The sequence below is a fragment of the Trinickia sp. genome, assembly GCF_051953955.1.
Taxonomy (GTDB): domain Bacteria; phylum Pseudomonadota; class Gammaproteobacteria; order Burkholderiales; family Burkholderiaceae; genus Trinickia.
The window spans coordinates 24,368-51,316 of record NZ_JBQCIF010000069.1; the positions used below are offsets into that span (position 1 = coordinate 24,368).

A 26,949-nucleotide genomic window follows, 5' to 3' on the forward strand; every position below is an offset into this window, starting at 1 on the left:
CATGAACGATCTTCTGACCATCCGCAATTTGGCGGTCACGTTCGGCGGCGCGCCCGCCGTCGACGGCATGAGCCTCACCGTCGCGCCCGGTGAAGTGGTGGGCGTCGTCGGCGAATCGGGCTCGGGCAAGAGCGTGACGATGATGGCCCTCATGGGGCTCATCGATGCGCCCGGCGTCGTCACGGCCGACGAAATCACGTTCGACGGCAAGGACTTATTGAAAGCTTCGGCGAAAGCGCGCCGAAAGATCGTCGGCAAGGACATCGCCATGGTGTTCCAGGATGCGCTGACGAGCTTGAACCCGAGCTACACCGTCGGTTATCAGATCAAGGAAGTGTTGAGGCTGCACGAGGGGCTACGTGGCGCGGCGCTCGAGCGACGCGCGCTGGAGCTGCTCGATCAGGTCGGCATTCCCGACGCCAAGAGCCGCATCACGGCGTTCCCGCACCAGCTTTCGGGCGGGATGAACCAGCGTGTGATGATCGCGATGGCCGTTGCTTGCAACCCCAAGCTCTTGATCGCCGATGAACCGACGACGGCGCTCGATGTGACGATCCAAGCGCAGATCATGGACTTGCTCGTCAAGCTGCAGAAGGAGCGCGGCATGGCGCTCGTGCTGATCTCGCACGATCTGGCCGTGGTCTCGCAGGTTGCCCAGCGCGTGGCGGTCATGTATGCGGGCGAGGTGATCGAGACGAATCGCGTGCCCGACATCTTTGCTCGGCCGCATCATCCGTACACGGAGGCGCTGCTCGCCGCCATTCCCGAGCACAATCGCGGGGCCAAGCGTCTGTCGGCACTGCCCGGGATGGTGCCGGGCCGCGACGATCGTCCGAGCGGCTGCCTGTTCGCGCCGCGCTGCAAGTACGTGGTGGACGACTGCCGCAAGGGCCGGCCGGCGCTCGATGCAGTCGAGCCGGACAACGCGCTGGCCCGCGCGCGCTGCATCAAACCCTTGAACCTCGACGCGATCCGCTCGAAGACGACCCAGCATGGAGGCGCCTGATGAACGCAGTACCGGAACTCACGCGCGCGCCGCGGGACGAGCGAGACCTCGTGCTGATCGCGGACGGCCTCACCAAACATTACCCGGTTCGGCGCGGCATGTTCGACCGCGCGACGGTCAAAGCGCTGAACGGCGTGTCGTTCTCGCTTGCACGCGGCAAGACGCTGGCCGTCGTCGGCGAATCCGGCTGCGGCAAATCGACGCTCGCCCGGCAGCTGACGATGATCGAGCCGCCCACGTCGGGACGCCTGCTCGTCGAGGGCGAAGACGTGGCGGGGGCCGACCAGGCCAAGCTCGCGCAACTGCGGCGCCGTGTGCAAATGGTGTTCCAGAACCCGTTCGCCTCGCTCAATCCGCGCAAGACCGTCGAGCAGACGCTTTCGGAGCCGCTCGTCATCAACGCTTCGATGAGCGCGACGGAGCGCGCGGGCCGTGTTGCGCAGATGATGCGAACGGTGGGGTTGCGCCCGGAACACGCAAAACGCTATCCGCACATGTTTTCGGGCGGACAAAGGCAGCGGATCGCGATCGCTCGTGCGATGATTCTGGAACCGCGCATCGTGGTGGCGGACGAGCCCGTTTCGGCGCTCGACGTTTCCATCCAGGCGCAGATCCTGAATTTGTTTATGGACCTGCAAGAGCAGTTCAAGACGAGCTACGTCTTCATTTCGCACAACTTGTCCGTCGTCGAGCACATTGCAGACGACGTGATGGTCATGTATTTCGGCGGCGTGGCCGAGCTGGGCGAGAAAAAGACGATTTTCGCGAACCCGCGGCATCCCTACACACGTTCGTTGATGTCGGCGACGCCGGCCATCTTCGAGGCCGATCGGCGCACGCAGATCAAGCTGCAGGGCGAAATGCCGTCCCCGCTCAATCCGCCCTCGGGCTGTACGTTCCATCAGCGCTGCCCGTATGCGATCGAGCGGTGCCGGATGGAGGAGCCGGAGCTGCGTGAAGTCGACGGCCGGCTCGTGTCGTGTCACCGTGCCGAGGAGGTGGGGGACGCGGATGGGTAAAGCGCGAGCGGCGCGTAACCGTGCGCGCCGCTCGTGCGAGGACGCCTTTTCGGCCGTCCTCGCGCGGCGGGCACGGGCCTGCCTGCGACGGTTGCAGGTGCTCGTGCTCACGTTTATTTTCACGCTGGCGCTCGATCCGCGCGCCGGCGGGCCGATTTCGCCGGCCTTTGCCGGTCCGGCTGCCGCGCCTGTCTCGCAGGCGGCGCCCGGTGCGCCGATGCAGGCGCCCGGCGCCGCCATCCCCGGTTTTCATGGGCCGCCGCCGGGCTCGAGCGGAACGAGCGCGAGCGGCCCTGTGCGCGCCGAACCCGCGCACATGCCGTTTTACGTGGCCACGAAGGGCACGACGACGATCTATCTGCTCGGCACGTTGCACGTCGGCGATCCTTACGATTACCCGAAGAATCAGCCCTTTCGGCCACCGATCATGGCGGCGCTGCGGGCTTCGCCGACGCTCGCGCTGGAAATCTCGCCCGACGATCTGCTTCGCTCGCAGGACGACGTATCGAAATACGGCGTTTGCTCGTATGCGTGCCTGCCGCGTTTGCTGCCCGAAACGATTATGCGCAAGCTCGCCTTCCGCTTGCGTGGCAATCCCGCGGCACTCGAGGAAATCAAGAAGACGCGGCCTTGGCTGGCCGCGTTGCTCGTCGAAACTTACGATTCGTTGGCAGCCGGCCTGCAAACCGAATACGGCACCGAGGCGCAGCTCGAAAACGTCTATCTGCCGACGAAGGGGAAGATCGTCGGGCTCGAGACGCTGGCCGAGCAGATGCGCTCGTTCACGAATCTGACGCTGGCGGAGCAGCGCGAGATGCTGGCGCAGGATCTCGCGCAGACACCGACGCAGAACATGGACGACGTGAAAACGCTGCATCGGCTGTGGCGGGTGGGCGACGCCGATGCCATCGCGGCATGGGCGGCGGCGAAGTCGGAGCGGCTCGCGCGCACGCCGTCGGTGGCGAGGGCGCTCGACAATCGGATCGTTTATGACCGCAACCGGCGCTTTGTTGCGAGGATGACCGCGATAGCGGCACCGAATCGCCCGATCTTCGTCGCGATTGGGGCACTGCATTTAGGCGGGCCGAAAGGGGTGCTCAGTTTGTTGCACGAGCGGGGGTTTGCGGTGGAGCCGGGTTAGGGTGAGGCCTGCCGAGCAAGTCGGCGGCTCGATCGTCTTCTCCGACGACGTTCATTATTTCACGGCTCATCGGAGAAGCCAGCGAAAACGGGCATTCGATTGGGCCGATGTGATTTTGGCGACGTATCCCCAGAAGCTTGTCGAGTGGTTTCCGGATGTCACCAAGAAGATCGAATGGGTGCCGCACGCGGCCGCGTCTTACTTCACACCAGTATTCGTCCCGGCATCTGACCGCATTTTGCCGATATTCAACTACTTGGTGGCCAAGGTCTTCGAAGGGATGGCTGCGGGGTGTTTGATTCTCGCTGATCGTCCCTCTCTCGGAGAGCAACTTACGGCGCTCGGGTTTTGTGAAGGCGAGCATTATCTTGGAACAGATGTGTTTCACGTCACGGAAGCTGCTGCAGCTTTCCAGAGATCCTTCGTCGACGGAGATTCATGCTGGTCAGAGATTACCCAAAGGGCGGAGCAGCACGTGGCTGCCCACCATACGACGGCGATTCGCGCAAAAGAAATCCATGCATTGTGTATCGAGGAGGTGGTGAGTTGAATACCGCTGTCGACGCAGTCAATGCCCCAGCCCCGACGCGGCTTGCACGTCGACACCGTTCTCCGTGAGCGCGCGGCGCAACTTCTGCGCGAACGCGAGTGCATGCGCCCCGTCGCCGTGCAAGCACAGCGTGCGCACGTCGAGCGGCACCCAATCGCCCGTCACGGCTCGCACGCGCTTGTCGCGCACCATCGACAGCACGTGCGCGAGCATTTCGTCGTCGTCGTCGATGAGCGCCCCCGGCTCGTTGCGCGGCACCAGTGAGCCGTCCGAGCGATAACCGCGATCGGCGAATCCTTCCTCGACCGCGATGAGTCCCGCCTCGCGCGCCATCGCGATGAACCGGCTATTGGCAAGCCCGAACACCGCCACCGATGGATCGAAGTCGTGCACGGCCGAGATGATTGCCTCGGCAATCGCGGGATCGCGTGCCGCTTGGTTATACAGGGCTCCGTGCGGCTTCAGATGCGCCACGCGCACGCCTTCCGCCTGCGCAATCGCCGAAAGCGCGCCGAGCTGATAAAGCGTGCCGGCGTAAATGTCGTCAGGCGGCAGATGCATTTCCTTGCGCCCGAAGTTGGCCGGATCATGAAAGCTCGGGTGAGCGCCGATCGCCACGCCGCGCTGCACGGCGAGCCGCACGCAATCGCGCATTGCATTCGCGCCGCCAGCGTGCCAGCCGCAGGCGATGTTCGCCGAGCTGACGAGACCGAGCAGCGCTTCGTCGGCGTCGCCGCCCTCGCCGAGATCGGCGTTCAAATCGATGTTCATGACTTCCTCGTTACTCAACCTTCAAGCGGCGCGCGAGATACGCTGCATCCGCTCCTCGTGCATGGCGATCGCGGCATCGATCTGCCGCAAATACGCATGTTCCTCAGCCAACGCATAGCGCGCTTCCTCGCGCGTCGTTCGGACGAAGCGCACCGCCGCGCCAAGCCGGACCTGCGCGAGCTTCCAGAGGTCGGCCGCGATGACGACGCCGATGCGCGGGTAGCCACCCGTCGTATGCGCGTCGGACATGAGGACGATGGGTTGACCATTGCCCGGGACCTGAATCGTGCCCGGCAACACCGCATGCGAGCGCAACTCGGCTTCGTGCTCGCGTGCGAGCACGCCCCCCTCCAGACGATAGCCCATGCGGTTGCTGTTCGGCGTCACCCGCCATTCCTCCAACCAAAACGCCGTGCGGGCCGCCTCGCTGAACGTGTCGTACTCGGGGCCCCTCAGGACGCGGATCAGCGCGGCGCGCTCGGCACCCGCCGTGTGCTTGCCGCGCCGCGCCGGTTCGCGGGCCACATCGGCAAAGCGGCACCACTCCGGTGCCTTCACGCCGAACGCCGGTGTATCGGCCGCCGTCGCTTTGCCATGCCGCTCCATGCTCGCGCCCGTCGGCAGCCGGTCGCCGTCGCGCAGCTTGCGCCCGCCGAGCCCGCCGAAGCAAGCCGATAAATCGGTGCTGCGCGAGCCCAGCACGGGCACCACGTCGATGCCGCCTCGCACGCACACGTAGCCGCGCATGCCGCGCACGGGCCCGAGCAGCACCAGTTCCTGGCCCGCGCGAACGGGCAAGCTCCACCAAGTGTGCACGGGGGCGCCGTCGAGCGTCGCGCTAAAGTGCGCGCCGGTGATCGCGATGCGCGTGGCCTGCGCGAAGCGCAGCGCCATCGGGCCGACGGTCACCTCGATCCCGGCCGCCTGCGGCGCGTTGCCGACGAGGCGGTTGCCGACTTCGAGCGCGAGCGCGTCGAGCGCGCCGGCCTTGGCGACGCCGAGATGGCGGTAGCCCGGGCGGCCCAGATCCTGAACCGAGGAGAGCACCCCGGCACGCAACACGTCGATCATCGAACGATCTCCAAGACGGTGAAGCGCACGCGGTCGCCGGGCGCCAGCAGCGACGGCGGATCGCCGGCCGGATCGAAGAGCACCACCTGCGTACGCCCGATCAACTGCCAGCCGCCCGGCGAGGCAGCCGGATAAACGCCTGTCTGCTCGCCGCCGATCCCGACCGATCCGGCCGGCACTTCGAGCCGAGGTACCGCGCGGCGCGGCATGTGCAGCGATGGGTCGAGTCCGCCCAGATAGGCGAAGCCCGGCTGAAATCCGACGAAGAACACGACGTAGTCGGCGCCCGCGTGGCGACGAACGAGTTCCTCGACGCTGAGCCTCGCGTAGTCGGCCACGGCCATGAGATCGGGGCCGTCGGCACCGCCGTAGCGTACGGGAATCTCGATTTCCCGTCGGGGCGGCTGCACCCCGACCGCTGCGTTCCACGCGGCCGACAGTTCGGCCGCGTGGGCTTCGAGATCGGCGGACCGCGGATCGAAGACGATCGTGAGGTTGTTCATGCCAGGCACGACTTCGACGACGTTCGGCCATTCACGCACGGCAAGCGCAAGCGCCCAGATCCGTTCCTGACACGCAAGCGTCGCGGGCGCGGGGGCCTCGCAGACGAGCGCGCTGTCGCCGAACGGGTAGATTCGAGCTTCTGTCATGTCAGTACGCAGTGCACGCCAGGCTGAGTTGAGAGGGATTGTCGATAAATTATCGATATTTTACCCATAAGCGTTTCTGCTAGTAATGGCCAAACGGCGCGTGGCGTACACTTCGCGCACTGCTTCGTTTCCTCATCAGCTTGCTAGCCGCCGTTATGTCGCGTCATCCGACCAAGATCGTCTCTTCGGAACACCTCGTCTCCGAGGCGAGCGTCGAGCTCTCCGAGTTCGAATACGGCCTGATCATGGCGAGCAACGCGTTCAACCGATGGATGGTGCGGTGCATGTCGGCGGCTGGCGCCAAGGACATGACCGCCATCGAAGTGTCGCTGTTGCACCACGTCAGCCACCGCGAGCGCAAAAAGAAGCTCGCCGACATCTGCTTCGTGCTCAATATCGAAGACACGCACGTCGCCACGTATGCCTTGAAGAAGCTCGTCAGTAGAGGGTATGTAAAAAGCGAAAAGACGGGCAAGGAAGTCTTTTTTTCCGCGACGGCGGCCGGCCGCGAGTTGTGCAACAAGTACCGCGAGGTCCGGGAGAGCTGCCTCATCGCCGCGCTCAAGGAAAGCGGGCTCGCCAACGCGCAGATCGGCGACGCCGCTCAGCTCATGCGCAATGCGTCGGGCCTGTACGACACGGCCGCGCGTGCCGCCGCGTCGCTCTGAGCCGCAACTGCGTGCGGCGTGGCGTTTCCTACGATGCTTCGATCTTGCGCGGGCTGGCGAACAGTCCCGCGTCCGTGACGACGGCGTCGAGCGGGATGTCGTGCACTTCGCGCGGCAGGCTCGCGCGGCAGGCTTCGTATGCAATGCCGATCGTGACCGGCTTCGCGATGCCGGACCATGCGGCGAGCGTGCGATCGTAATAGCCGCCGCCGTAGCCTAGGCGATAGCCGTCGCCGTCGAATCCCACGCACGGTATCAGCAGGACGTCGGGCAGCACCGCCGGGGTCTGCTCCGGTTCGGGGATGCGATGGTGGCCGATGCGCATCGGCGTGTCGGGCGCCCATGCGTGAAATACCAGCGCCTGACCTTTCGTGGCGACGACGGGCAGGGCGGCTTGGCGGCGCGCATCGTGCGCGAGCCACTCGCCGATGATCGCGCGTGCATCGAACTCTCCCGCGAGCGGCCAATAAAATCCCACGGTGTGCGGCGCGTAACGGGCGAGGGCATTGCGCAGATGCGCGGCGAGCGGTGCGTCGGCAAGGCCGTTTGCCGCAGCCTCGCCACGCAGCCGCAGCAGGCGTTTTCGCAGCTCGGCTTTCGTTTCCGCAGAGGGGTTGCGTGCTATGCTTTCGCTCAATTTTTGCTCCCCGAACCACGATGTCAAAACGCTTTGCCCGAGTATATCGCGCGGCCGCTCTCGCCCTCGCCGCCGTGGCGCTCGTCGCCTGCGGGACGGCTTCCGCGGGACGCCATTCGCGTCCGAGCGCGGCACCCACGGACGACCAGATTTTCGTTCGACTGCGCCAGGCGGCGCTCGGCAACGACCCCGCACGCGCCGCGCAGCTCGCGGCGATGATCCCGAACTACCCCGCGCCGTCATACCTCGAGTACTACCAGCTCAGGCCTCAGCTCTTCGACAGCGGCGGCCATGCGCGCCTCGACGCGCCTGACGAGCCCGTGCTGTCGTTCTTGCAGCGACACGACGGCGAAGCGATCGCCGACCGCCTGCGCAACGACTACCTCGTGGTACTGGGCGCTCGGCACGACTGGCGCGATTTCGACGCGCAGTACCCGCGCTTCGTGCTGAACGACGACACGCAGGTGAAGTGCTACGCCCTCGAGTCTCGCGCCGCGCGCGGCGAAAACGTCGCGGAGGCGGCGCGCGCGCTGCTCGTCGAGCCAAGGTACTACGGCGATGGCTGTGTCGATCTCATCACGGCCTTGGCGGCGAGCCATCAGTTCACCGACGACGACGTCTGGCAGCAGATCCGCCTGGCCTACGAGCAGAACGCCACGAGCGTAGGCAGTCGGCTGTTCGACGCACTGGGCCCGCGGCGCCCCAGTCAGCCGCTCATCGATCAAGCGACGAGCGCACCGCCGTTGCTGCTCGCGCGCGCCGTGGGGCCCGATTCGGCTTCGCACGCGCTTGCACTGCTCGCCATTACGACGATGGCGCGCAACGATGTCGTCTCGGCCGCGGCGACGTTCGCGACGATCGCGCCGTCGCTGTCGCTGGCCGAGCGTGCGATCGGATGGGGCACGATCGGCTATCAGGGTGCCGTTCGCGAGGTGCCCGGCGCAGTGGACTGGTACCGCTTGTCGTCGAATGCGCCGCTTTCCTATCCGGCCTACATGTGGCGCACGCGCAGCGCGCTGCTGGCCGGCGATTGGACGATGGTGCGCTGGTCGATCGAGCAGATGCCGAGCGCGCTGCGCAATCAGCCCGCCTGGGTCTACTGGCATGCGCGCGCGTTGGAGAAGAGCGGCAACCCGGAAGACAAGGCGCTCGCCCCGCAAGAGTTCGAGCGCATCGCCACCGGCTTCGATTTTTACGGGCAGCTTGCCACGGAGGCGCTCGGCCGCAAGGTCATCGTGCCGCCGAAGACATCGGTGACCGACGCCGAAGTCGAAGCCGCGAGCCATACGCCAGGGTTCGAGCTCGCACGCCGCTTTTATGCGCTGAATTTGCGGCTCGAGGGCAACCGAGAGTGGAACTGGCCATTGCGCGGCATGTCCGATCGCCAATTGCTGGCGGCAGCCGAGTATGCGCGTCGCATTCAGTTGTACGACCGCACGGTCAACACGGCCGACCGGACGCAAAGCGAGCATGATTTTTCGCTGCGCTACCTCGCGCCGTTCCGCGACATCGTGGAGCGCGATGCGAAATCGACGGGGCTCGACGTGGAGTGGGCGTATGGGCTCATTCGCCAAGAATCGCGCTTCATCATCAATGCGCGCTCGGAAGTCGGTGCCGGCGGGCTGATGCAGTTGATGCCGGGCACGGCCAAGATGGTGGCGCGCAAGATCGGGCTGGGACCGCTCTCGCCCGAGCAAATGAACGACATGGAGACGAACATTTTGCTCGGCACGACGTATCTATCGATGATCTACAATCAGTTCGACGGTTCGGCCGTGCTCGCCACGGCCGGCTACAACGCCGGGCCCGGCCGCCCGCGCCAATGGCAGGCGGCGTTGCAGCGTCCCGTCGAAGGCGCGATTTTTGCGGAGACGATCCCGTTCAACGAAACGCGCGACTACGTCAAGAACGTGCTGTCGAACACGGTCTACTATGCGGCGCTGTTCGAAGGCCGCCCGCAATCGCTGAAGGAGCGCCTCGGCGTCATCCTGCCTCAGGCGCAGCAATAAGCGCGGCGATGCGACCGGGCATGACGGCGCGGTGAGCGCGCCCATGCCGGGGGGGGCCATGAGTGCCGTGGCGGCGGCCGCCCGCAGGGAGTCGAAGATGCGACATCAATCGATTGCGTTGATCGGCGGTTCCGGCTTCATCGGCACGCATCTGGCCAACGCGCTCGTCGCGGCCGGCAAGGGCGTGTGCATCGGCACGCGCAAGCGCAGCCACGCGAGCCACCTCACCATGTTGCCGCTCGACGTGATCGAGGTCGATCCGTTCGACCCGCTGCAGCTTGCGCGATTCATCGAAGGCGCGGATGCCGTCGTCAATCTCGTCGGCACGCTGCACGGCGGGCGCGGCCGGCCCTACGGCCCCGAATTTGCCAAATTGCACGTTGAATTGCCGTCGAAGATCGCCGCGGCCTGCGAAGGCAAGGGCGTGCATCGGCTCATCCATCTCAGCGCGATCAACGCCGATTCGAACGGCCCGAGCATGTACCTGCGCTCGAAAGGCGACGGCGAAAAAGCCGTGCTCGCGGCGGCGCGGCTCGCGACGACGATCTTCCGGCCCTCGGTCGTCTTCGGCCCGGAAGATCGCTTTCTCAATACGTTCGCGGCGCTGGCGCGCGTCTTCCCGGTGCTGCCGCTCGCCAGGCCCGATGCAAAATTTCAGCCGGTCTATGTCGGCGATGTCGTGGCAGCGATCGTCGGCACGCTTGATCTCGATGCCGCACATGGGCATATCTACGAGCTTGGAGGGCCGACGGTCTATTCGCTCGAAGCGATCGTGCGCCTGTGCGCCGAGATGATCGGCCGCCGGCCGCACATCGTGCGGCTGCCCGACGCGCTGGCCTACATGCAGGCGATGACGTTCGAGACGCTGCCCGGCGAGCCGCTCATCACGCGCGACAATCTCGATTCGATGTCGCTCGATGCCGTCTTGCACGCCCCGCTTGCCGAAGCGTTGAAGATCGCACCCGTCGCGATCGAAGCCGTCGCGCAGACCTATCTGAACGACGCTTCGCTGCGTTCGCGTTTCAGCGTGTTTCGCGCTACGGCCGGGCGCTAGTGTTCTGTCCGAGGCGCGTCTCACGCGGATTCTAGGCGCCGGTTCCTTGGGGCGCCAAGGGGATGAAGATCGAGCACCCTTTGCGTGCTCATGGCAAGATTGCCGTTCGCGAGTGTTCTCGGCACCCGCTTCATTCCCCAACCAATCAACGCTTTCGGTAACGTATGAAACTCATCATCGGTGATAAGAACCTCTCCTCTTGGTCGATGCGGCCTTGGGTCATGATGAAGCAGATGGGCCTCGTCTTCGACGAGGTGCTGGTGCCGTTGGGCAAGCCCGAAACGAAAGCGAGCATCCTCGAGCATTCGCCCTCCGGCAAGGTGCCCTGCCTCGTCATCGACGACGGCGAATCGGTTTGGGAGTCGCTCGCGATTCTCGAAACGCTCGCCGAGCGTTATGCGCAGCTCGGCGTGTGGCCGAGCGATGCCGCCGCTCGTGCCCATGCGCGCTCGATTTCGAGCGAAATGCACGCCGGCTTTGGCGAGCTGCGCACCAACATGCCGATGAACGTCTGCGCGCGCCAGCCCGGCGAGGGCGCGACGCCCGGCGCGCTCGCGGACGTCGCGCGCATCGATGCAATCTGGACCGAATGCCTTGCGCGCTACGGTGGCCCGTTTCTGTTCGGCGACGCGTTTTGCGCGGCCGATGCGATGTACGCGCCTGTCGTTTCGCGTTTCATCACCTATGCGCCGCCGCTCTCGGACGCGGCGCGCGCCTACGTCGAACGCATGAGCGCCGTGCCCGCCATGCGCGAGTGGTTCGACGGGGCGCGCCGCGAAAGGAGCGGCTCCGGCGATCTCGACGGCAACGCATGAAGATCTACGCAGTAGGTGGCGCCATTCGCGATGCATTGCTCGGCGTGCCCGTGGCCGACCGCGATTACGTCGTGGTCGGCGCGACGCCCGAGCAGATGGTCGCGCAGGGCTATCGCCCCGTCGGCAAGGACTTCCCCGTGTTCCTGCATCCGCAGACGCAGGAGGAGTACGCCCTCGCGCGCACCGAGCGCAAGACGGCCGCGGGTTATCACGGGTTCCAGTTCTACTACGCGCCTGATGTCACGCTTGAAGAGGATTTGGCCCGGCGCGACTTGACGATCAACGCGATGGCGCGCGAAGTGCGCCCCGACGGAGAACTAGTCGGGCCGGTCATCGATCCGTTCGGCGGGCAGGACGATTTGCACGAGCGCCGTTTCAGGCATGTGGGCGAGGCCTTCATCGAAGACCCCGTGCGGATTTTGCGCGTGGCGCGCTTTGCGGCGCGCTTCCACGATTTCTCGCTCGCGCCGGAAACGCTCGCATTGATGCGAAAGATGACGGCGGCAGGCGAAGTCGATGCGCTCGTGCCCGAGCGCGTCTGGCAGGAGATCGCGCGCGGGCTGATGGAGCATAAGCCCTCACGGATGTTCGAAGCGTTGCGCGAATGCGGTGCACTGGCGCGCGTGCTGCCGGAAGTCGATGCGCTGTTCGGCGTGCCGCAGCGCGCCGATTACCACCCCGAAGTCGATACCGGCGTGCACGTCATGATGGTCGTCGATTACGCGGCGGCCCGGCGTTACGCGCTAGCCGTGCGTTTTGCCGCGCTGACGCACGACCTGGGGAAGGCCACGACGCCCGACGACGTGCTGCCGCGTCATATCGGACACGAAACGCGCAGTGTCGATTTGCTGCGTCCGATGTGCGAGCGCTTGCGCGTGCCGAACGAGTGCCGCGATCTGGCGCTGCTCGTCGCGCGCGAGCACGGCAACATTCATCGCGTGATGGAGATGGGCGCGCAAGCGCTCGTGAGGCTGTTCGAGCGCTGCGATGCGTTGCGCAAGCCGGCCCGCTTCGCCGAAGCCTTGCAGGCTTGCGAAGCGGACGCGCGCGGACGGCTCGGTTTCGAGGCGCGCGAGTATCCGCAGGCGGATCGATTGCGCGTGGCGCTGGTGGCGGCGCGCGCGGTCGATGCGGGCGCGGTGGCGCAGGCGTTCGCGAACGATCCGGCGAAGATCAAGGATGCCGTGCATCGCGCGCGGGCGAACGCGGTGGCCGAGGCGCTAGGGGATGAAAAGCCATAAGCATGGCGCTGCCGACGCGGGAGCGTGTGGCCTGTTCGCCTTACCGATGCACGAGATGACGGCGGGCTTTTTGGTATGCGGTTCTAGCGTTACAGAGCACGATCCTCAAAGCGTATGCGTCCGGTCCCCGCGCGCGAACGCGTCGAGCGTCCCGTCGATGCCGCGTGAGAACGCGATCACCTTGAACAGTTCGCCCATTTCCGCCTCGGACAGCAGCTTTTGCACGGCGTTGGCCGCGGGCAGAAAATGCGCGGCATCGGCCGGATCGATCTCGGCCAGGACGTCCGTCATGCCGGCGTTCATCAGAAAGCGAGCCTGCGACGTATAGCCGAGCAGATCGGCCCCGGTTTCGAGGCCTGCTTCCGCGATGCGTGTGAATTCGACGTGAGCGGTGATGTCCTGCAGCCCCGGATAAAGGAACGGATCGCCGTGAGCGCGATGCCGGTAATGGCACATCAGCGTGCCTTCCGTGCGTTGCGGATGGTAGTACTCGCGGCGCGGAAAGCCGTAATCGATGAAAAATGCAGCGCCGCGCGCGAGCATCGTGCAGACCGTGCGGATGAACGCTGCACCCGCCGGGTGGACTTCGGCAACGTAGCGGATGTCCGGGTCGATTTCGGCATCGAGTTGCGCGAGCAGCGCGGCATCCTCGTTCGACAGCGATACGGAGGGCGAACCGAGGGCACGGGCCTCGAAATGCAACGAGCCGGTCGCATCGACGCCGACGCCGCGAGCCTGCCAAACACCGCCCGTTCGGGCGTAAAGCTGAATCGGCATCGCATCGAGCACTTCATTGCCGATGACTACGCCCTCGAACCGTTCGGGCAGCGCATCCAGCCAGCGCACGCGCGAGGCGAGCGGGCCGCCGAGCGCTTCGATCGTTTCGCGCTGACGCTCGCGCAACTCGCCCGATAGATCGACGATCATGTAACTGTCGAGCGGTGTGCCGAGCGCTTCGAAGGCGGCGAGCAGGCCGGCCGCGAGCCGGCCCGTGCCGGCGCCGAATTCCATCAACCGGCGTGTTCCGCTCGCATCGAGCGCTTGTGCGAGCGCGCGAGCGAGCGTGCGCGCGAACAGCGGGGAGAGTTCGGGGGCCGTGACGAAATCGCTGCCGTCGTCGGCGCGCCGGCCGAATTTACGTGCGCCGCCGCTGTAATAACCGAGGCCCGGCGTATACAACGCCAGCTCCATGTATCGGTCGAACGGGAGCCAGCCGCCGGCTGCCGCGATGGCGCCCCGGATTTGCGCGGCCAACTCGGCACTGGCGCCGAGCGCATCGGCGGCCGGAACGGGTAAACTAGCGGGTTCGTGAGCATTCTGATTCATTTCCGCATTGTAAATGACCCTTTCCGTCGATTCCCGCCCTGACGCCGGCGCTGCGGCGCCCCGCGTCGTGCTCGTGACGGGCGCGGCTCGGCGCATCGGGCGCGCGCTCGCGCTCGGCTTCGCGGCCAAGGGATGGGATGTCGCCGTCCATTACGGCGCTTCCCGGGCCGATGCCGATTCGCTGGTCGCGCAGATCCACGCCCTCGGCCGGCGCGCCGTGGCGCTGCCTGCTGATTTGGGGATCGAGCGCGAGGCCGCGGGGCTCGTAGCCGCTTGCACGCAAGCGCTCGGGCGGCCCGCTTGCATCGTCAACAATGCGTCGCGCTTCGTCGAAGATACGGCGCGCGACGTCGGTTACGAGTCGCTGCTCGCGCACATGGCGGTGAACCTCGCGGCGCCGGTCGTGCTCGCCAAGGCGTTGTTCGAGGCGACGCCGGACGCCGCGCACGACGACGAGACGCAGCGCTCGGTCGTCATCAACGTGCTCGATCAGAAGCTGTACAACCTGAATCCGGACTATCTGTCGTACACGCTGTCGAAGGCGGCGCTCCAAACGGCGACGGTCACGCTTGCACAGGCGCTCGCGCCGAAAGTGCGCGTCGTGGCGATCGCGCCGGGGCTCACGCTGCAGTCGGCGGATCAGACGCCCGACGAGTTTACGCAGGCGCATCGCGTGACGCCGCTCGGCCGCGCATCGACACCCGAGGACATTGTCTCGGCGGCCTGCTATTTGGCGGAAGCGCGCGGCGTGACGGGTGCGACGCTGGTGGTCGACGGCGGCCAGCACCTGGTGCCGCTGCCGCGCGACGTGATGTTTTTGACACGCTGAGGCTCGCCGGCCAAGGCGGCGTTTCGGCCCGGCCCCGGCCGCAACGGGCCTTTCGCGCTCATACGGCGCATATTTTGATTGGAACGAACATGGTTGCCGCTCTCTTGCATCCCCGGCTCGCCGATTGCCGCAGGCTGTTCCTGCGCAATTACGAGGTCTACATCAACATCGGCGTGCACGAATTCGAGAAGCGCGGGGAGCAGCGCGTCGTCATCAACGTCGAGCTGTTCGTGCCGCTCGCGCAAACGACGCCGACCGAGGACAAGCTGCACGAGGTCGTCGATTACGACTTCATGCGGGCGACGATCGCACACCGCGTCGGCAAGGGGCACATTCATCTGCAAGAGACGCTGTGCGACGACATCGCGGCGACGATGCTCGAGCACCCGCGCGTGCGCGCCGTCGGCGTCTCCACGGAGAAGCCCGACGTCTATCCCGATTGCGACGCCGTGGGCGTCGAAGTATTTCGCATCAAAGAGGAATCCGTATGAACGCGCCCGAGTGGATCGCGCCCGAAGGCGCGGCCGAGCCTTTCGAACGAGACATCGCCGGGCTCGCGCAAGCGCCGTCGAACGAAGCGCAGGACGAGGCGGGCGTGCGCCCGGCGCTGACGCGGCGCGAGCAAAAGGAAGCGTACGAGAACAACAAGCTGTTCAAGCGGTTGGCTCGGCTCGTCGGTCAAGCGATCGGTGACTTCAACATGATCGAGGCCGGCGACAAGGTCATGGTCTGCATGTCGGGCGGCAAGGACAGCTATGCGATGCTCGACATCCTATTGCGCTTGCGCGAGCGTGCGCCGATCGATTTCGACATCGTTGCGGTCAACCTCGACCAGAAGCAGCCCGGTTTCCCGGAACATGTGCTGCCCGAATACCTGACGAGCCTCGGCGTGCCGTTTCATATCGAGAATCAGGACACCTACAGCATCGTCAAACGCCTCGTGCCCGAAGGCAAGACCACTTGCTCGCTGTGCTCGCGGCTACGGCGCGGCATTCTCTATCGCGTGGCCGGCGAGCTGGGTGCGACGAAGATCGCGCTCGGCCACCATCGCGACGACATCTTGCAGACGATGTTGCTGAACCTGTTCTACGGCGGCAAGCTCAAGGGCATGCCGCCGAAGCTGCAATCGGACGACGGCAAGAACATCGTGATTCGGCCGCTCGCCTACGTGAAGGAAGTCGATCTCGAGAAATACGCGCAATTGCGTGCGTTCCCGATCATTCCTTGCAACTTGTGCGGTAGCCAGCCCAACCTGAAACGTGCGGAAATGAAAGCGCTGATCCGCGATTGGGACAAGCGTTTTCCGGGGCGCGTCGAGAACATGTTCAACGCGTTGTCGAACGTCGTGCCTTCGCATCTGATGGATGCGTCGCTGTTCCCGTTCGCAGGGCTGCGTGCGACGGGGCAGGCCGACCCGCTCGGCGACATCGCGTTCGACGACGACCCTTGCGCCACGACGGCCTCGGGGGAGGGCGGCGATGATGGCGGCGCTCAGACGATTTCCTTCGTTCCGTTCGACGAGGACTGACGCGGCGCAAGCGCCGGGCGCGGCCGGCTGCACAAGGGCTGCCGAGGCCTGCCAAGGCCCACCGCACGGCCTTTGCGCGTGCTTCCGCATGCTAAAATCGCGCACCTTGTTTCCCTCTTTCTCGCCGATGCAATGAACATCGTCATATTGGCTGCAGGCACCGGCAAGCGCATGCGTTCCGCGCTGCCGAAGGTGCTCCACCGGCTGGCCGGCCGGCCGCTGCTCTCCCATGTCATCGATACGGCGCGGATGCTGGAGCCGGACCGGATCGTCGTCGTCGTGGGGCATGGCGCCGAGGCGGTGCGCGAAGCGGTTGCCGCACCGGACATCGCGTTCGCCGTGCAGGCCGAGCAGCTGGGGACGGGCCATGCCGTGCAGCAGGCGTTGCCGCTGCTCGATCCCACGCATCCCACGCTCGTGCTCTACGGCGACGTGCCGCTCACGAAGCCGACGACGCTGAAGCGCTTGGCCGATGCGGCGATCGAAGGCCGCTACGGCATTCTGACGGTCACCCTCGACGATCCCACGGGATACGGCCGCATCGTGCGCGATGCGGGCGGCTATGTGACGCGGATCGTCGAGCAGAAGGATGCGACGCCGGAGCAGTTGCGCATCGCTGAAATCAACACGGGCATCGTCGTCACGCCTACGGCTCAACTGGCGATGTGGCTTGGCGCACTGAGGAACGACAACGCGCAGGGCGAGTATTACCTGACGGACGTGGTCGAGCACGCGATCGAAGCAGGGTTCGACGTCGTCACGACGCAGCCCGACGACGTTTGGGAAACGCTCGGCGTCAACAGCAAGGCGCAACTGGCCGAGCTCGAGCGAATTCATCAGCGCAACCTGGCTGACGCCCTGCTCGGCGCGGGCGTGACGATCATCGATCCGGCTCGGTTCGATGTGCGCGGCGAGCTCAGTTGCGGGCGCGACGTGTCGATCGACGTCAATTGCGTGTTCGAAGGCAACGTGAGCTTGGCGGACGGCGTGACGGTCGGCGCGAACTGCGTGCTGCGCGACGCGACGATCGGAGCCGGCACGCGCATCGAGCCGTTCACGCACGTCGAAGGGGCGAGCGTGGGGGCGAACGCGGTGCTGGGGCCGTATGCGCGGCTGCGGCCCGGTGCGGCGCTCGGCGACGAAGCGCATGTCGGCAATTTCGTCGAAGTGAAGAACGCGACGCTTGGCCAGGGCGCGAAGGCGAATCACCTGTCGTATATCGGCGATGCGGACATCGGTGCGCGCGTGAACGTCGGGGCCGGCACGATCACCTGTAACTACGACGGCGCGAACAAGCACCGCACCGTGATCGAGGACGATGTGTTCATCGGCTCCGACACGCAACTGGTCGCGCCGGTGCGCGTGGGCCGGGGCGTGACGATCGCGGCGGGGACGACGGTATGGAAGGACGTGCCCGAGGGCACGCTCGTGCTCAACGAGAAGACGCAAGTGACGCGCGACGGCTACGTTCGCCCCGTCAAGAACAAGCGCTGAGTGAGCCGCGCGGCGATGGCGCCGCATTCGAGCAATGAAGTAGGACGTGCAAAAGGAAGACTCCCATGTGTGGCATCGTCGGCGCTTGTGCGCAGCGTAATATCGTTCCCGTCCTCGTCGAAGGACTGCGTCGCCTCGAATACCGGGGCTACGATTCGTGCGGCGTGGCCGTGCTGACGAACGGCGAGCCGCGCCGAGCGCGCAGCGTCGCGCGCGTCGCGGATCTCGACGCGCAAGTGCACGAGGGACATCTCGAAGGCGTGACGGGCATTGCGCATACGCGTTGGGCCACGCACGGTGCCCCGATCACGGACAACGCGCATCCGATTTTCTCGCGCAATACGGTCGCGCTCGTGCATAACGGGATCATCGAGAACTTCGAATCGTTGCGCGACATGCTGCGCGGCAAGGGTTACGAATTCGTTTCCCAAACCGACACCGAAGTCATTGCCCATCTGGTTCACAGCTTGTATCGCGGCAGCTTGTACGAAGCCGTCTGCGAAGCGGTGAAGCAACTGCACGGCGCCTATGCGATCGCCGTCGTGCACAAGGACGAGCCGCACACGGTAGTGGGTGCGCGGCAGGGCTCGCCGCTCGTCGTGGGAGTGGGGCAAGGCGAGAACTTTCTCGCATCGGACGCGCTGGCGCTGGCCGGCAGCACCGATCAATTCATGTTTCTCGAAGAGGGCGACGTCTGCGAGTTGACGCGCGCGGGCGTGCGCATCAGCGATCGAGAGGGCGCGACGGTCGAGCGCGAGATTCGCACCGTGCAGGCCTATGGCGGCGCGGTCGAACTGGGCCCGTATCGTCATTTCATGCAGAAGGAAATCTTCGAGCAGCCGCGCGCGATTTCCGACACGATCCCGGCCAGCGACTCGTTCGAGCCGGCGTTGTTCGGCGAGGCAGCATCGGCCGCGTTCGACGAGATCGACAGCATTCTGATTCTGGCCTGCGGCACGAGCTACTACTCGGGGCTGACGGCGAAGTACTGGCTCGAATCGATCGCGAAGATCCCGACGCAGGTGGAAATCGCGAGCGAGTATCGGTATCGCGAATCGGTGCCGAATCCGAAGGCGCTCGTCGTCGTGATTTCGCAATCGGGGGAGACGGCCGACACGCTGGCCGCGCTCAAGCATGCGCAGGACCTTGGCCATCGGCATACGCTGGCGGTATGCAACGTCAGCACGAGCGCGATGGTGCGGCTCACGCAGATGCAGTTCTTGACGCATGCGGGGCGCGAGATCGGCGTGGCGTCGACGAAGGCGTTCACGACGCAACTCGTGGGGCTCTTCACGCTGGCGGTGACGCTCGGCAAGATGCGCGGTTTCGTCGATGAGTCCAAGGAAGCCGATTACTTGAAGCATCTCCGGCATTTACCGGCGGCGCTCAATAGCGTGCTGGCGCTCGAGCCGCAGATCATCGCGTGGTCCGAAGAGTTTTCGCGCAAGGAGAACGCGCTGTTCCTCGGGCGGGGGCTGCATTATCCGATCGCACTCGAAGGTGCGCTCAAGCTCAAGGAAATCTCGTACATCCACGCCGAGGCTTATCCGGCCGGTGAGTTGAAGCACGGGCCGCTTGCGCTCGTCACGGAAGCGATGCCGGTGGTCACCGTGGCGCCGAACGATGCGCTGCTCGAAAAGCTCAAGTCGAACATGCAGGAAGTGCGCGCGCGTGGCGGCCAGCTTTACGTGTTTGCCGATTCGGATACGAAGATCGTCAATGAAGAAGGCATGCATGTGATTCGGATGCCCGAGCACTATGGGATGCTCTCGCCGATCCTGCACGTCGTGCCGCTGCAGTTGCTCGCGTATCACACCGCGTGCGCGCGCGGGACGGATGTCGATAAGCCGCGGAATTTGGCGAAGTCGGTGACGGTGGAGTGAGGGGCGGGGGGCGCCGCGTTAAAGTAGCAACTTCGAATAGTTTCACTTAAAGCGAGTCGCAAAGTTTCACTTAACACCCCATGAGATTCCCGAAAACGTCCGCGGGGCGGGGCTTAAGTGAAACTGTTCCAACAGCATCGGCGCATGGTCGAAGTGCGGAATGCCTCGGAAAATCGGTGTCATGCTCAGCGGCCAAGGGGGTGCCTGCAGGCCGCCGTCATTGGTTGCGGGTGGTTAGCCAGGCGGTTCGGAACACCCCTGATTGATGCAGCCCGCGCTTCCGACCAGTAGCCACTCAACCGCCCCTTCCGGGTAGTCCAGCGGCCAATTCTCTGCGAGCACCCGAACCGCCTCGCTGACCTGTTCACACAGGTCGCCGCCGCGCTCTCCAAGGCGGCTCCTTTCTTCTGCATTCGCATTCAGAATCGCCTGCGCGCAATTCAGCCGGTGAGCGCGCGCCGTAGCCGTTCTCGCATTTCGTCGCGCAGCCCGAGCTCTCGCGTGACCACCTCAATGTCGGTCGCAATGTTTGATAGCAATACTTCCGGCAGCGGACCGTGAGGTACCGTCCAGCGCGACGCCAGGGGATAGCATGCGTTGATGTCGGCAGAAGGCTTATCCATCCGTCGTGTAGGCCGCAATGTTTATGCGGTTGGATGCTCCCCGAGTCGGCCTCCGACGACGTCGGGTGCGGTCGAGCGGGATTGGCATCAACTTGACCGTCCGACCAGACAAGCGCGCCCGTACCGGTTGAGTCCAGCGCTCGTAGTCCTGAAGGCCCACGGCATCGACAGGATTGATGTCGCCGACCAGTGAGCGCCCACTTCGCTTGTTACCAGTTGCCAGCTGGACTCTGCTGCGAGTGTAAGGACTACGCGGCCCCGAAGAAGAGCACCGCTCGCTCATCCACCGGGGAGAAGACGCAGCGACCTAACAAAACACTGGGCCGCAAAGTTCCGTGGAAGCTGGCGCGACAAAGTGCATGGACAGCGATGTGCTTACAAGCATGGAATATGCGCATGGATATCTGCCGCAGCGGCAGGCTTTGAAGCCTAACGCTTCGTGCATACTCTAGCCTATCCACACTGAGGACAACCAGCATGGGCCGCGAGAGTATTATAGTGGACGACGTTAGCGTGCTTGTTGGCGTGTTGAGTCGGCTGTCGCGCGGCCTTATATCGTTTGACGGATGCGACGGCGCGGGCAAAACGAGACTCGCATGTGACATCTCTCGCGCACTCGGACACGAGGCAATTGACTTCGACCAATTCCTCACCCGACAAACCGGCGAATTCTTCAAGGCTCTGCGACTACCTGAGCTCAAGCAACAGATTGGTGAGGCATTGACTCGCTCACCGATTGTGCTGCTATCTGGCGCGTGTATGCGCGAAGTGCTTGCCGCTCTCAATCGCGTAGCCGCGGCCAGTGTATACGTTCAACGCATTACCCAAGCAGGGCTGCCCAGCGACATGGACTTTATTGATGTGGAGTCCGGCATAGAAGCAAGCGCCGACGTGCTAGCAAATTTCAGCGTACTCGACCACGAAATCTACGCGTACCACCGCCAACATCGCCCCCGGACGAATGCTGATGTGGTCTTCAATCGGAGAGCCGAGTAGAGCAAAGTGGTCACGCCAAGAAGCGAAACGCCGTTCAGATGGTCTGGATGGCGTTGCGCGAGCCAGAGCGCAAAGATGTCGACTACCCCAGATTTCTCACCCGATACTCCATGGTCTGACGGCTCACCTTGAACTGCTTGGCGATGTCACCTAGTGGATTCTCATCATCAATGTCACAGCCTTACCTGCAGTTTGAGCTTCAGCAACGCGTCCCGATTGTAGCGGCGGTCCTTGTCTCGAATAAGTCGTTCGTACTGGCGCCCGGCGTACGAGTATCTGACGAGAGGGCTTAGATTGCCGTTTGAACCCGGCTCCAGCCGCAGGACACGTGCGTCAACCACGGTCGAGTCATCCTCGAACGCCTTTGATGTCAGAAATGAGTTCACCGCTCCATAGGTCCAGCCCGCCGCGATGATGCATGTGACGGCGGCCCTGAAGCAACGTACCGCAATCGACTCGGGTCTTTCATTCAACACTGTCCACCCCGAAGTTAAAATTGAGCCGGCGGCCACGGTCGCGAGATTGCGCGCGGGCATCATGTTCGTATCGTACTGTCTGCGGCTGAGAGCATGTTTTTTATGTGGGGGCGCAGGCGTCGTACTTGAAACTGGAATACAAATGTGTAGCTCAAAAAATTCGTTAGACTGGCTGCGACGACAGGTAGCCCGGGAAAATGTTTGCTCTCAACGAGGCTAACGATGGCGGCGGTCGACAGGGCTGCAAAAAAACACCATCCAACGAAGAGCCGGAACTGACGACGTCCCTCCGCGGTTCCTGCGAGGGAAGATGCGGCCGCACGAACGACCGTTCTTCGTGGGGCACGTGGAATGGATTTAAGCTCGGGAAGTGAGTTGTACGAAAGGTAAATTTTCATTGCGTCGCTTGCCTTCATCCCGCATCGTGCCGAGAGAGTTTTTATAGCTTGTCAAACTGGCTGCTGAGCGACTGGAAGACACCGTCGTCGGGAAAACGGGAGACCTCGTAGCGAACCGGCAGGTCCTGGGTTGGTATCATCAAATGGCCACATGTCCGCATCAATTCGGACCATGGCACGAAAGCAGATTGTTTGGTCGACGGACGGTGGAGCACTACGGCGTCGGTTACGGGGAGCAGGGAATGAACACCCTCCGTCCAAGCGCATACGGTATGAAGCTCGTCAGTTGGGCGCCGGAACACCTTGTATTGTGCGACGAAGATGTCCACTCCATCGCGCTTGTGATTTTCATTGAGAAGCGCCGTCTGGTCCTGGTAGTCCGCGGCAAGCTCCTGTACCTCCAGTTCACGGAGTCGCGACTCGAGACCTTGCGGCACAAATTGCTGCCAGCCTTGGCCGTCCCATCGGAGCATCAGTGATGGCAACGGGCGGGGTTTGGCGCGCTCCTCTACCGCTATCTGCAGCATGAGCTGAAGACCTGCTTCGTTGCGGTCACCGGTGAGAAGGAGGACCGTCCTGTTGGGAACCATCACCACCGGTGCGCCGGAAATCGGTTGCCGGTACAGCAGGTCAGTTAGCAGAAGCCGCGATGCGTCGTAGTGGTCACCGAATTGAGACGCGAACACCCCGTCCCTCAACGCCATGAATGGCTTGGTCGACTCTAGCCGCAAATTGTCTATCGCGGCATCGTACGCCTCATCGAACGTCACGTTCCATTCGGCAAGCTTTGCTTCGGTCAACCGCAGGATATTGAATTCACCGTCGTACGCGATTCCAATTTCCATGTTTTCGCACAGCGTCCGGAACGCAATGTCACGTTTTGCCGCGTCGTCCCCCAACTGAAGGTAGGCTATACCGCGCTCGGTCGTGCTACGGATAACCGGCCGTAACCGTAGCCGGGCCTCTGTGAAATCGGCGGGGAGGTAGTGTTGCATCATGCCCGTTGCCTGACGCTTCAAAACATCATCGCGCTGCTTTCCTTGTACCGCGAGGAACTCCTGATACATGTTATGAAGGTTGATAACGTTTGAGGGTGCGCCGCGTGCCGCACGGGGCAGAACCAGCCCGTTCGTGCTTTCCGCATATTCCCACGGCCGCGTGTCTCCCAATGACCGAAGGGCCGCGATGAACAATGCAGCGAACTGCTGCTGGGAAGTCTGTTTTCTAAAACGGTCGAAGATGCCCATGACGCGATGATGTAGTTGTACTGTTTGCTATGAGTGCTGTGTGTGGAACTCCGATGTGTTATCGGCAGGCAATCGTGACACGTCGGAAGCCAGAGTACGTGCGGAACTGCGAACGCGGTCTATCCAGACCTTAAGACGCGGCGCATATACGCCGCTAAGAAAATCGACATCGAGAACAACGAAGTCACCCTGCGGGAATGGCGGCCATTGGTTCTGAACGGCAAACCGAAGCATGCTCGCCGCTGATTTGATCTCACGCCGGTTTAGCATGCCGCCTTTCGCGTAGTCGCTGGTGGCACCGCGAACGAACAGCAGAACATATGCACGGTGCCCGCCTCTGCCCGTCGAAACCTCGAGGCCCCTGGTGTCAACGATGTCTTCGCACGGCACGCTAAGGAGGTCGAAATACGACAGACAATCGTCGCCCAGGCGGAGTGCAGGCTGAGCCCAGGGAAGGCCGCTACCGAATCGAACAATGCGACGCAGATTGCGTCCTGACACCGCGGCGCCCAACGAAGCACCGAAAGCGAAGGGGACGAATGCCGCCGCGGCAAGCACAGGATGTCCGGCACCGTGGACCGCGAGCATATAGACCATGGCGCCCGCAGCACCGAGGAGGGCCCCCGCGAAGCATGTGAGCACAGCTAGCGCAGATTTTCTGGCATAGACTTCGCGGACCAGCTGCTCTGATGCCCACATGCTCTGAGTCGCCTCGAGCTTCGCTCGCCGACGGTTTCGAGCCTCGAGCCCAATCCAGTTGACAGCGACGACTATCAGCAAGAATACGACGAACTCCATAGGAATATGGCTGACACGGTTTAAACTTGGGGCGCGTTACACCTCCGGGTCAAACTACGAAGTAAGCGCCGCGTAAGCGTTCATATCCATGGTGGCGCAGTTAAGCTTGCCCAGCGCGTTATGGAGTCAGTCGTCGCTGAGTATTGCCATCGTGACCTCGGAGCCTCTGTTTTTATTGCGCCCATCACGGATTAGAGCCGTCTCCACGGATTAACGGCCGCTGCGGACAAAGCTTTAGACTATCGAGGAATTGACGAGCGCAGCGGCCACGCAGCGAACTAGTCATCAGCCATAATCCAACTATCAAGAACCGGGGGCCAAATATCAATGAGCTACGACCTCTTATTTACGTTGCCAGCCGACGTAACGAAGGACGACATCGAGGCGTACTTCCAGCAGCGCAGGCACTACAGGGTCGACGGCGGCGCGACATATGAGAATTTTGATACGGGCGTCTACTTCTCTTTCGCGGTGGACCAAGGCGAGACATCCGTTGAGCAGGGCACAGGTGCCGACGAAAGTCGTAGTCGCCTCGCTCCACTTTGAAAGTGTTGAAGTATTTCTCCATGAACTCATCGGCGTCATCACCATGCTGCCCGAGGGAGTGCACCACATCCATGTCATCGGTAATGGGTTTCTTGGAAGACATGCATGCTTCTTCACGGATAAACGCCACCAGGTCGTCGTGAGTGGGTTCCGACCGGTGAGCCAGTGACATGTCCTGTCAGCGGATTCGTAAAGCACGCGGGCTGGACCCGACCAGGCGCGGCTAAGGATTTCCTGAATCTTCTATAAGCGAGCCGGAAGCTTTTCGCAAAAACGTAAAGTATGATGATTACGGGTCGTAATACGGGGTTGGTCCACCGCGCTCGTCAACTGCGCACGACCGACTGAACGCAACCCTCCCCCGTGTCTCGGAGACCCAATGAAAGTCGCAAACCTTTCCATTGCCCGGAAGCTCTACACGACCTTCGGCATCGTCATTGCCGTGTTCGTGGTTCTGGGCGTCATGTTCTATTCGTTCTTCTCGTCCGTGACGAGCGCGAACGGGTGGAATATCCACACATATCAGGTGATCGACGAGACGCGCTCGCTGACCGAGAGCCTGGTCAACATGGAAACGGGTCTTCGCGGCTATGCGATCGTCGGCGAGGACGCGATGCTGGAGCCGTACCGCGCCGGAAACGACGCGTTCAAGCAACATCTGGCCACGATCCGAAAGCTCACGAGTGATAACCCGCAGCAGCAGGAGCGGCTGCGCAAGCTCGAGTCGCAAGAGTCGCAATGGGCGTCGAGCTTCGCCGACAACTTGCTCGCGAAACGAAAATCGGTGTTGTCCGCCAGCATGACGATGGACCAGTTCATCGAGTCGTTCAAGAACGACACCGGTAAAGCGCAGATGGATGCGATGCGTGCGACGCTCGCGGAGGTCGCGGGGAACGAGTCGTCTCTGCTGTCGGTGCGCGCGGCCGAGGTCGAGACGCTGCAGATGGAGACGAAAGCCGTATTGATCGGCGGTACCTTGCTCACCGTCGTGCTCGCGCTCGTTTTTGCGACATGGATCTCGCGCCTCGTCGGGACGCCGCTGCGCGAGGCGGTGGCACACGCGCAGGCGATCGCGGCAGGCGACCTCACGCGCACGATCGACGCGAGCACGACCGATGAAGTCGGCGCGTTGATGCGCGCGTTCGCGGGAATGCAGGACAAGCTGGCCTCCGTGATCTCCGTCATCAAGACGTCGACCGATTCGATCAACGTCGCGGCGGGCGAAGTTCGCGCCGGCAACGCCGATCTGTCCTCGCGCACCGAGCAGCAGGCAGCATCGCTCGAGGAGACGGCGTCGAGCATGGAGCAACTGACGGCCACCGTGAAGCAGAACGCCGATAACGCCCGTCAGGCGAGCGGCTTGGCGTCGAATGCATCGGAAGTGGCCGTCAAGGGCAACGACGCCGTCGGCCGCGTGGTCACGACGATGGGCGACATCAACGATAGCTCGAGCAAGATCGGCGAGATCACCGGCATCATCGAAGGTATCGCGTTCCAGACGAACATCCTCGCGTTGAACGCCGCGGTCGAAGCGGCGCGTGCGGGCGAGCAAGGCCGGGGCTTCGCGGTCGTTGCCAGCGAAGTGCGCAGCCTCGCGCAGCGCTCGTCTGCCGCGGCCAAGGAAATCAAGGAACTCATCGGCGCATCGATCGACAAGATTCGCGGCGGCATGACGGAAGTCGAAGAAGCCGGCCGCACGATGTCGGAAGTGACGGTCGCCATCAGCCGCGTGACCGACATCATGGGCGAGATCGCAGCGGCCTCGGACGAGCAGAGTCGCGGCATCGAGCAAGTCAACCAGGCCATCACGCAGATGGACCAAGTGACGCAGCAAAACGCGGCGCTCGTCGAGGAAGCCGCCGCAGCCGCGCAGTCGCTCGAAGATCAGGGCCAGGAACTCGGGCGTGCGGTGTCGATGTTCCGCGTCGCGACGAACGTGACGACGTTCGCACCCGTGAAGACGCCTGTTCGTTCCTCGGCTCGAACGTCGATCAAGCCGGCGGCGCGGCTCGAGCGGCCGGCGCGGCTCGAGCGGCCGGCGCTGCAACCGGCGAAGCCTAGCGCGGCCGAACCGGTGGATGCAACACCGAGGGGTGCTGCGCAGCCGGCGGTCGAAGCCGCGGGCGACGACTGGCGGACGTTTTAACAAGGCCAAGCGCAAACGACAAACAGC

General features: G+C 63.7%; 25 protein-coding genes and 1 pseudogene. 17 read left to right on the forward strand and 9 right to left on the reverse strand.

Annotation, left to right across the window (positions count from 1 at the left end):
- Position 1 precedes the first annotated feature (1 nt).
- From ACTHNZ_RS13000 to ACTHNZ_RS13015, 4 genes are read left to right on the forward strand one after another with little or no spacing between them, the layout of a single operon-like run.
- Positions 2 to 1,006, forward strand: coding sequence for an ABC transporter ATP-binding protein (locus ACTHNZ_RS13000; protein WP_440542906.1), 1,005 nt, complete (start codon positions 2 to 4; stop codon positions 1,004 to 1,006).
- Complete coding sequence (locus ACTHNZ_RS13005; protein ID WP_440542907.1) at positions 1,006 to 2,025, forward strand: peptide ABC transporter ATP-binding protein; 1,020 nt, start codon at positions 1,006 to 1,008, stop codon at positions 2,023 to 2,025. The genes ACTHNZ_RS13000 and ACTHNZ_RS13005 overlap by 1 nt, the downstream gene beginning before the upstream one ends.
- Positions 2,018 to 3,166: a TraB/GumN family protein gene (locus tag ACTHNZ_RS13010; RefSeq protein WP_440542908.1), complete on the forward strand. Its 1,149-nt coding sequence runs from the start codon at positions 2,018 to 2,020 to the stop codon at positions 3,164 to 3,166. The genes ACTHNZ_RS13005 and ACTHNZ_RS13010 overlap by 8 nt, the downstream gene beginning before the upstream one ends.
- A 1-nt stretch (position 3,167) precedes the next feature.
- Positions 3,168 to 3,716: a glycosyltransferase gene (locus ACTHNZ_RS13015; protein ID WP_440542909.1), complete on the forward strand. Its 549-nt coding sequence runs from the start codon at positions 3,168 to 3,170 to the stop codon at positions 3,714 to 3,716.
- Between the two features lie 18 nt (positions 3,717 to 3,734).
- Here the strand turns inward: ACTHNZ_RS13015 and pxpA are convergent, their stop codons facing one another.
- From pxpA to pxpB, 3 genes are read right to left on the reverse strand one after another with little or no spacing between them, the layout of a single operon-like run.
- On the reverse strand, positions 3,735 to 4,487 hold the full coding sequence (pxpA, locus tag ACTHNZ_RS13020; protein WP_440542910.1) for a 5-oxoprolinase subunit PxpA: 753 nt from the start codon (positions 4,485 to 4,487) through the stop codon (positions 3,735 to 3,737).
- A gap of 21 nt (positions 4,488 to 4,508) precedes the next feature.
- Positions 4,509 to 5,558 (reverse strand): biotin-dependent carboxyltransferase family protein, encoded by a 1,050-nt coding sequence (locus ACTHNZ_RS13025; RefSeq protein ID WP_440542911.1) that lies wholly within the window; start codon positions 5,556 to 5,558, stop codon positions 4,509 to 4,511.
- A complete protein-coding gene (gene pxpB, locus ACTHNZ_RS13030; RefSeq protein WP_440542912.1) occupies positions 5,555 to 6,208 on the reverse strand; it encodes a 5-oxoprolinase subunit PxpB in 654 nt (217 codons plus the stop codon). The genes ACTHNZ_RS13025 and pxpB overlap by 4 nt, the downstream gene beginning before the upstream one ends.
- Positions 6,209 to 6,363: 155 nt before the next feature.
- Between pxpB and ACTHNZ_RS13035 the strand changes: the two genes are divergently transcribed.
- Positions 6,364 to 6,876: a winged helix DNA-binding protein gene (locus ACTHNZ_RS13035; RefSeq protein ID WP_440542913.1), complete on the forward strand. Its 513-nt coding sequence runs from the start codon at positions 6,364 to 6,366 to the stop codon at positions 6,874 to 6,876.
- 28 nt (positions 6,877 to 6,904) lie between these two features.
- On the opposite strand, the gene ACTHNZ_RS13040 is transcribed toward ACTHNZ_RS13035, so the two are convergent.
- Positions 6,905 to 7,513, reverse strand: a complete 609-nt coding sequence (locus ACTHNZ_RS13040) for a 5-formyltetrahydrofolate cyclo-ligase (RefSeq protein ID WP_440542914.1) — start codon at positions 7,511 to 7,513, stop codon at positions 6,905 to 6,907.
- A 20-nt stretch (positions 7,514 to 7,533) separates the two neighbouring features.
- Here ACTHNZ_RS13040 and ACTHNZ_RS13045 point away from each other — a divergent pair, with 20 nt between their 5' ends.
- The 4 genes from ACTHNZ_RS13045 to ACTHNZ_RS13060 all read left to right on the forward strand — a co-directional run bounded on the left by ACTHNZ_RS13045 (position 7,534) and on the right by ACTHNZ_RS13060 (position 12,632).
- Entirely contained in the window at positions 7,534 to 9,522 is a 1,989-nt protein-coding gene (locus ACTHNZ_RS13045; protein WP_440542915.1) for a transglycosylase SLT domain-containing protein, read from the forward strand.
- Between the two features lie 97 nt (positions 9,523 to 9,619).
- Positions 9,620 to 10,576 carry a complex I NDUFA9 subunit family protein gene (locus ACTHNZ_RS13050; protein WP_440542916.1) on the forward strand — a complete coding sequence of 319 codons (957 nt, stop codon included), beginning with the start codon at positions 9,620 to 9,622 and terminating at the stop codon, positions 10,574 to 10,576.
- 164 nt (positions 10,577 to 10,740) lie between these two features.
- The gene (locus ACTHNZ_RS13055; protein ID WP_440542917.1) at positions 10,741 to 11,391 is read left to right on the forward strand and encodes a glutathione S-transferase family protein; all 651 of its coding nucleotides are present in this window, start codon (positions 10,741 to 10,743) and stop codon (positions 11,389 to 11,391) included.
- Complete coding sequence (locus tag ACTHNZ_RS13060) at positions 11,388 to 12,632, forward strand: multifunctional CCA addition/repair protein (protein ID WP_440542918.1); 1,245 nt, start codon at positions 11,388 to 11,390, stop codon at positions 12,630 to 12,632. Before ACTHNZ_RS13055 ends, ACTHNZ_RS13060 begins: the two co-directional genes overlap by 4 nt.
- A 105-nt stretch (positions 12,633 to 12,737) precedes the next feature.
- Here ACTHNZ_RS13060 and ACTHNZ_RS13065 read toward each other — a convergent pair whose 3' ends face one another.
- Entirely contained in the window at positions 12,738 to 13,958 is a 1,221-nt protein-coding gene (locus tag ACTHNZ_RS13065) for a class I SAM-dependent methyltransferase (protein ID WP_440542919.1), read from the reverse strand.
- A 13-nt stretch (positions 13,959 to 13,971) separates the two neighbouring features.
- Between ACTHNZ_RS13065 and ACTHNZ_RS13070 the strand changes: the two genes are divergently transcribed.
- The 6 genes from ACTHNZ_RS13070 to ACTHNZ_RS13095 all read left to right on the forward strand — a co-directional run bounded on the left by ACTHNZ_RS13070 (position 13,972) and on the right by ACTHNZ_RS13095 (position 21,311).
- Positions 13,972 to 14,787: an SDR family oxidoreductase gene (locus ACTHNZ_RS13070; protein WP_440542920.1), complete on the forward strand. Its 816-nt coding sequence runs from the start codon at positions 13,972 to 13,974 to the stop codon at positions 14,785 to 14,787.
- A gap of 89 nt (positions 14,788 to 14,876) precedes the next feature.
- Positions 14,877 to 15,278: a dihydroneopterin aldolase gene (locus ACTHNZ_RS13075; protein ID WP_440542921.1), complete on the forward strand. Its 402-nt coding sequence runs from the start codon at positions 14,877 to 14,879 to the stop codon at positions 15,276 to 15,278.
- Positions 15,275 to 16,315 (forward strand): tRNA 2-thiocytidine(32) synthetase TtcA, encoded by a 1,041-nt coding sequence (gene ttcA, locus ACTHNZ_RS13080; protein ID WP_440542922.1) that lies wholly within the window; start codon positions 15,275 to 15,277, stop codon positions 16,313 to 16,315. Before ACTHNZ_RS13075 ends, ttcA begins: the two co-directional genes overlap by 4 nt.
- Before the next feature lie 132 nt (positions 16,316 to 16,447).
- A complete protein-coding gene (glmU, locus tag ACTHNZ_RS13085) occupies positions 16,448 to 17,809 on the forward strand; it encodes a bifunctional UDP-N-acetylglucosamine diphosphorylase/glucosamine-1-phosphate N-acetyltransferase GlmU (protein ID WP_440542923.1) in 1,362 nt (453 codons plus the stop codon).
- Positions 17,810 to 17,874: 65 nt separating this feature from the next.
- Complete coding sequence (gene glmS / locus ACTHNZ_RS13090) at positions 17,875 to 19,692, forward strand: glutamine--fructose-6-phosphate transaminase (isomerizing) (protein ID WP_440542924.1); 1,818 nt, start codon at positions 17,875 to 17,877, stop codon at positions 19,690 to 19,692.
- A gap of 1,121 nt (positions 19,693 to 20,813) precedes the next feature.
- Entirely contained in the window at positions 20,814 to 21,311 is a 498-nt protein-coding gene (locus ACTHNZ_RS13095; RefSeq protein ID WP_440542925.1) for a hypothetical protein, read from the forward strand.
- 173 nt (positions 21,312 to 21,484) lie between these two features.
- On the opposite strand, the gene ACTHNZ_RS13100 is transcribed toward ACTHNZ_RS13095, so the two are convergent.
- From ACTHNZ_RS13100 to ACTHNZ_RS13110, 3 genes are all read right to left on the reverse strand, one after another.
- The gene (locus ACTHNZ_RS13100) at positions 21,485 to 21,850 is read right to left on the reverse strand and encodes a hypothetical protein (protein WP_440542926.1); all 366 of its coding nucleotides are present in this window, start codon (positions 21,848 to 21,850) and stop codon (positions 21,485 to 21,487) included.
- 376 nt (positions 21,851 to 22,226) lie between these two features.
- The gene (locus ACTHNZ_RS13105) at positions 22,227 to 23,432 is read right to left on the reverse strand and encodes a hypothetical protein (RefSeq protein WP_440542927.1); all 1,206 of its coding nucleotides are present in this window, start codon (positions 23,430 to 23,432) and stop codon (positions 22,227 to 22,229) included.
- Positions 23,433 to 23,459: 27 nt separating this feature from the next.
- A complete protein-coding gene (locus ACTHNZ_RS13110; RefSeq protein ID WP_440542928.1) occupies positions 23,460 to 24,131 on the reverse strand; it encodes a hypothetical protein in 672 nt (223 codons plus the stop codon).
- Positions 24,132 to 24,557: 426 nt separating this feature from the next.
- Between ACTHNZ_RS13110 and ACTHNZ_RS13115 the strand changes: the two genes are divergently transcribed.
- Entirely contained in the window at positions 24,558 to 24,776 is a 219-nt protein-coding gene (locus ACTHNZ_RS13115) for a hypothetical protein (RefSeq protein WP_440542944.1), read from the forward strand.
- Between the two features lie 4 nt (positions 24,777 to 24,780).
- Here ACTHNZ_RS13115 and ACTHNZ_RS13120 read toward each other — a convergent pair.
- A pseudogene (locus tag ACTHNZ_RS13120) lies at positions 24,781 to 24,948 on the reverse strand (hypothetical protein); the annotation flags it as partial.
- Positions 24,949 to 25,155: 207 nt separating this feature from the next.
- On the opposite strand from ACTHNZ_RS13120, the gene ACTHNZ_RS13125 reads away from it, so the two are divergent.
- Entirely contained in the window at positions 25,156 to 26,922 is a 1,767-nt protein-coding gene (locus ACTHNZ_RS13125; protein WP_440542929.1) for a methyl-accepting chemotaxis protein, read from the forward strand.
- The last annotated feature ends 27 nt before the right edge of the window (positions 26,923 to 26,949 follow it).

What these genes read in the sequence shown, in the direction of transcription:
- ACTHNZ_RS13035 (WP_440542913.1), top strand. Translation starts at nt 6,364, where the DNA reads ATGTCGCGTCATCCGACCAAGATCGTCTCTTCGGAACACCTCGTCTCC.
- glmS (WP_440542924.1), top strand. Translation starts at nt 17,875, where the DNA reads ATGTGTGGCATCGTCGGCGCTTGTGCGCAGCGTAATATCGTTCCCGTC.
- glmU (WP_440542923.1), top strand. Translation starts at nt 16,448, where the DNA reads ATGAACATCGTCATATTGGCTGCAGGCACCGGCAAGCGCATGCGTTCC.
- ttcA (WP_440542922.1), top strand. Translation starts at nt 15,275, where the DNA reads ATGAACGCGCCCGAGTGGATCGCGCCCGAAGGCGCGGCCGAGCCTTTC.
- ACTHNZ_RS13050 (WP_440542916.1), top strand. Translation starts at nt 9,620, where the DNA reads ATGCGACATCAATCGATTGCGTTGATCGGCGGTTCCGGCTTCATCGGC.
- ACTHNZ_RS13045 (WP_440542915.1), top strand. Translation starts at nt 7,534, where the DNA reads ATGTCAAAACGCTTTGCCCGAGTATATCGCGCGGCCGCTCTCGCCCTC.
- ACTHNZ_RS13075 (WP_440542921.1), top strand. Translation starts at nt 14,877, where the DNA reads ATGGTTGCCGCTCTCTTGCATCCCCGGCTCGCCGATTGCCGCAGGCTG.
- ACTHNZ_RS13110 (WP_440542928.1), bottom strand. Translation starts at nt 24,131, where the DNA reads ATGTGGGCATCAGAGCAGCTGGTCCGCGAAGTCTATGCCAGAAAATCT.
- ACTHNZ_RS13115 (WP_440542944.1), top strand. Translation starts at nt 24,558, where the DNA reads ATGAGCTACGACCTCTTATTTACGTTGCCAGCCGACGTAACGAAGGAC.
- pxpA (WP_440542910.1), bottom strand. Translation starts at nt 4,487, where the DNA reads ATGAACATCGATTTGAACGCCGATCTCGGCGAGGGCGGCGACGCCGAC.
- pxpB (WP_440542912.1), bottom strand. Translation starts at nt 6,208, where the DNA reads ATGACAGAAGCTCGAATCTACCCGTTCGGCGACAGCGCGCTCGTCTGC.
- ACTHNZ_RS13025 (WP_440542911.1), bottom strand. Translation starts at nt 5,558, where the DNA reads ATGATCGACGTGTTGCGTGCCGGGGTGCTCTCCTCGGTTCAGGATCTG.
- ACTHNZ_RS13010 (WP_440542908.1), top strand. Translation starts at nt 2,018, where the DNA reads ATGGGTAAAGCGCGAGCGGCGCGTAACCGTGCGCGCCGCTCGTGCGAG.
- ACTHNZ_RS13055 (WP_440542917.1), top strand. Translation starts at nt 10,741, where the DNA reads ATGAAACTCATCATCGGTGATAAGAACCTCTCCTCTTGGTCGATGCGG.
- ACTHNZ_RS13105 (WP_440542927.1), bottom strand. Translation starts at nt 23,432, where the DNA reads ATGGGCATCTTCGACCGTTTTAGAAAACAGACTTCCCAGCAGCAGTTC.
- ACTHNZ_RS13065 (WP_440542919.1), bottom strand. Translation starts at nt 13,958, where the DNA reads ATGAATCAGAATGCTCACGAACCCGCTAGTTTACCCGTTCCGGCCGCC.
- ACTHNZ_RS13060 (WP_440542918.1), top strand. Translation starts at nt 11,388, where the DNA reads ATGAAGATCTACGCAGTAGGTGGCGCCATTCGCGATGCATTGCTCGGC.
- ACTHNZ_RS13000 (WP_440542906.1), top strand. Translation starts at nt 2, where the DNA reads ATGAACGATCTTCTGACCATCCGCAATTTGGCGGTCACGTTCGGCGGC.
- ACTHNZ_RS13005 (WP_440542907.1), top strand. Translation starts at nt 1,006, where the DNA reads ATGAACGCAGTACCGGAACTCACGCGCGCGCCGCGGGACGAGCGAGAC.
- ACTHNZ_RS13100 (WP_440542926.1), bottom strand. Translation starts at nt 21,850, where the DNA reads ATGATGCCCGCGCGCAATCTCGCGACCGTGGCCGCCGGCTCAATTTTA.
- ACTHNZ_RS13070 (WP_440542920.1), top strand. Translation starts at nt 13,972, where the DNA reads ATGACCCTTTCCGTCGATTCCCGCCCTGACGCCGGCGCTGCGGCGCCC.
- ACTHNZ_RS13125 (WP_440542929.1), top strand. Translation starts at nt 25,156, where the DNA reads ATGAAAGTCGCAAACCTTTCCATTGCCCGGAAGCTCTACACGACCTTC.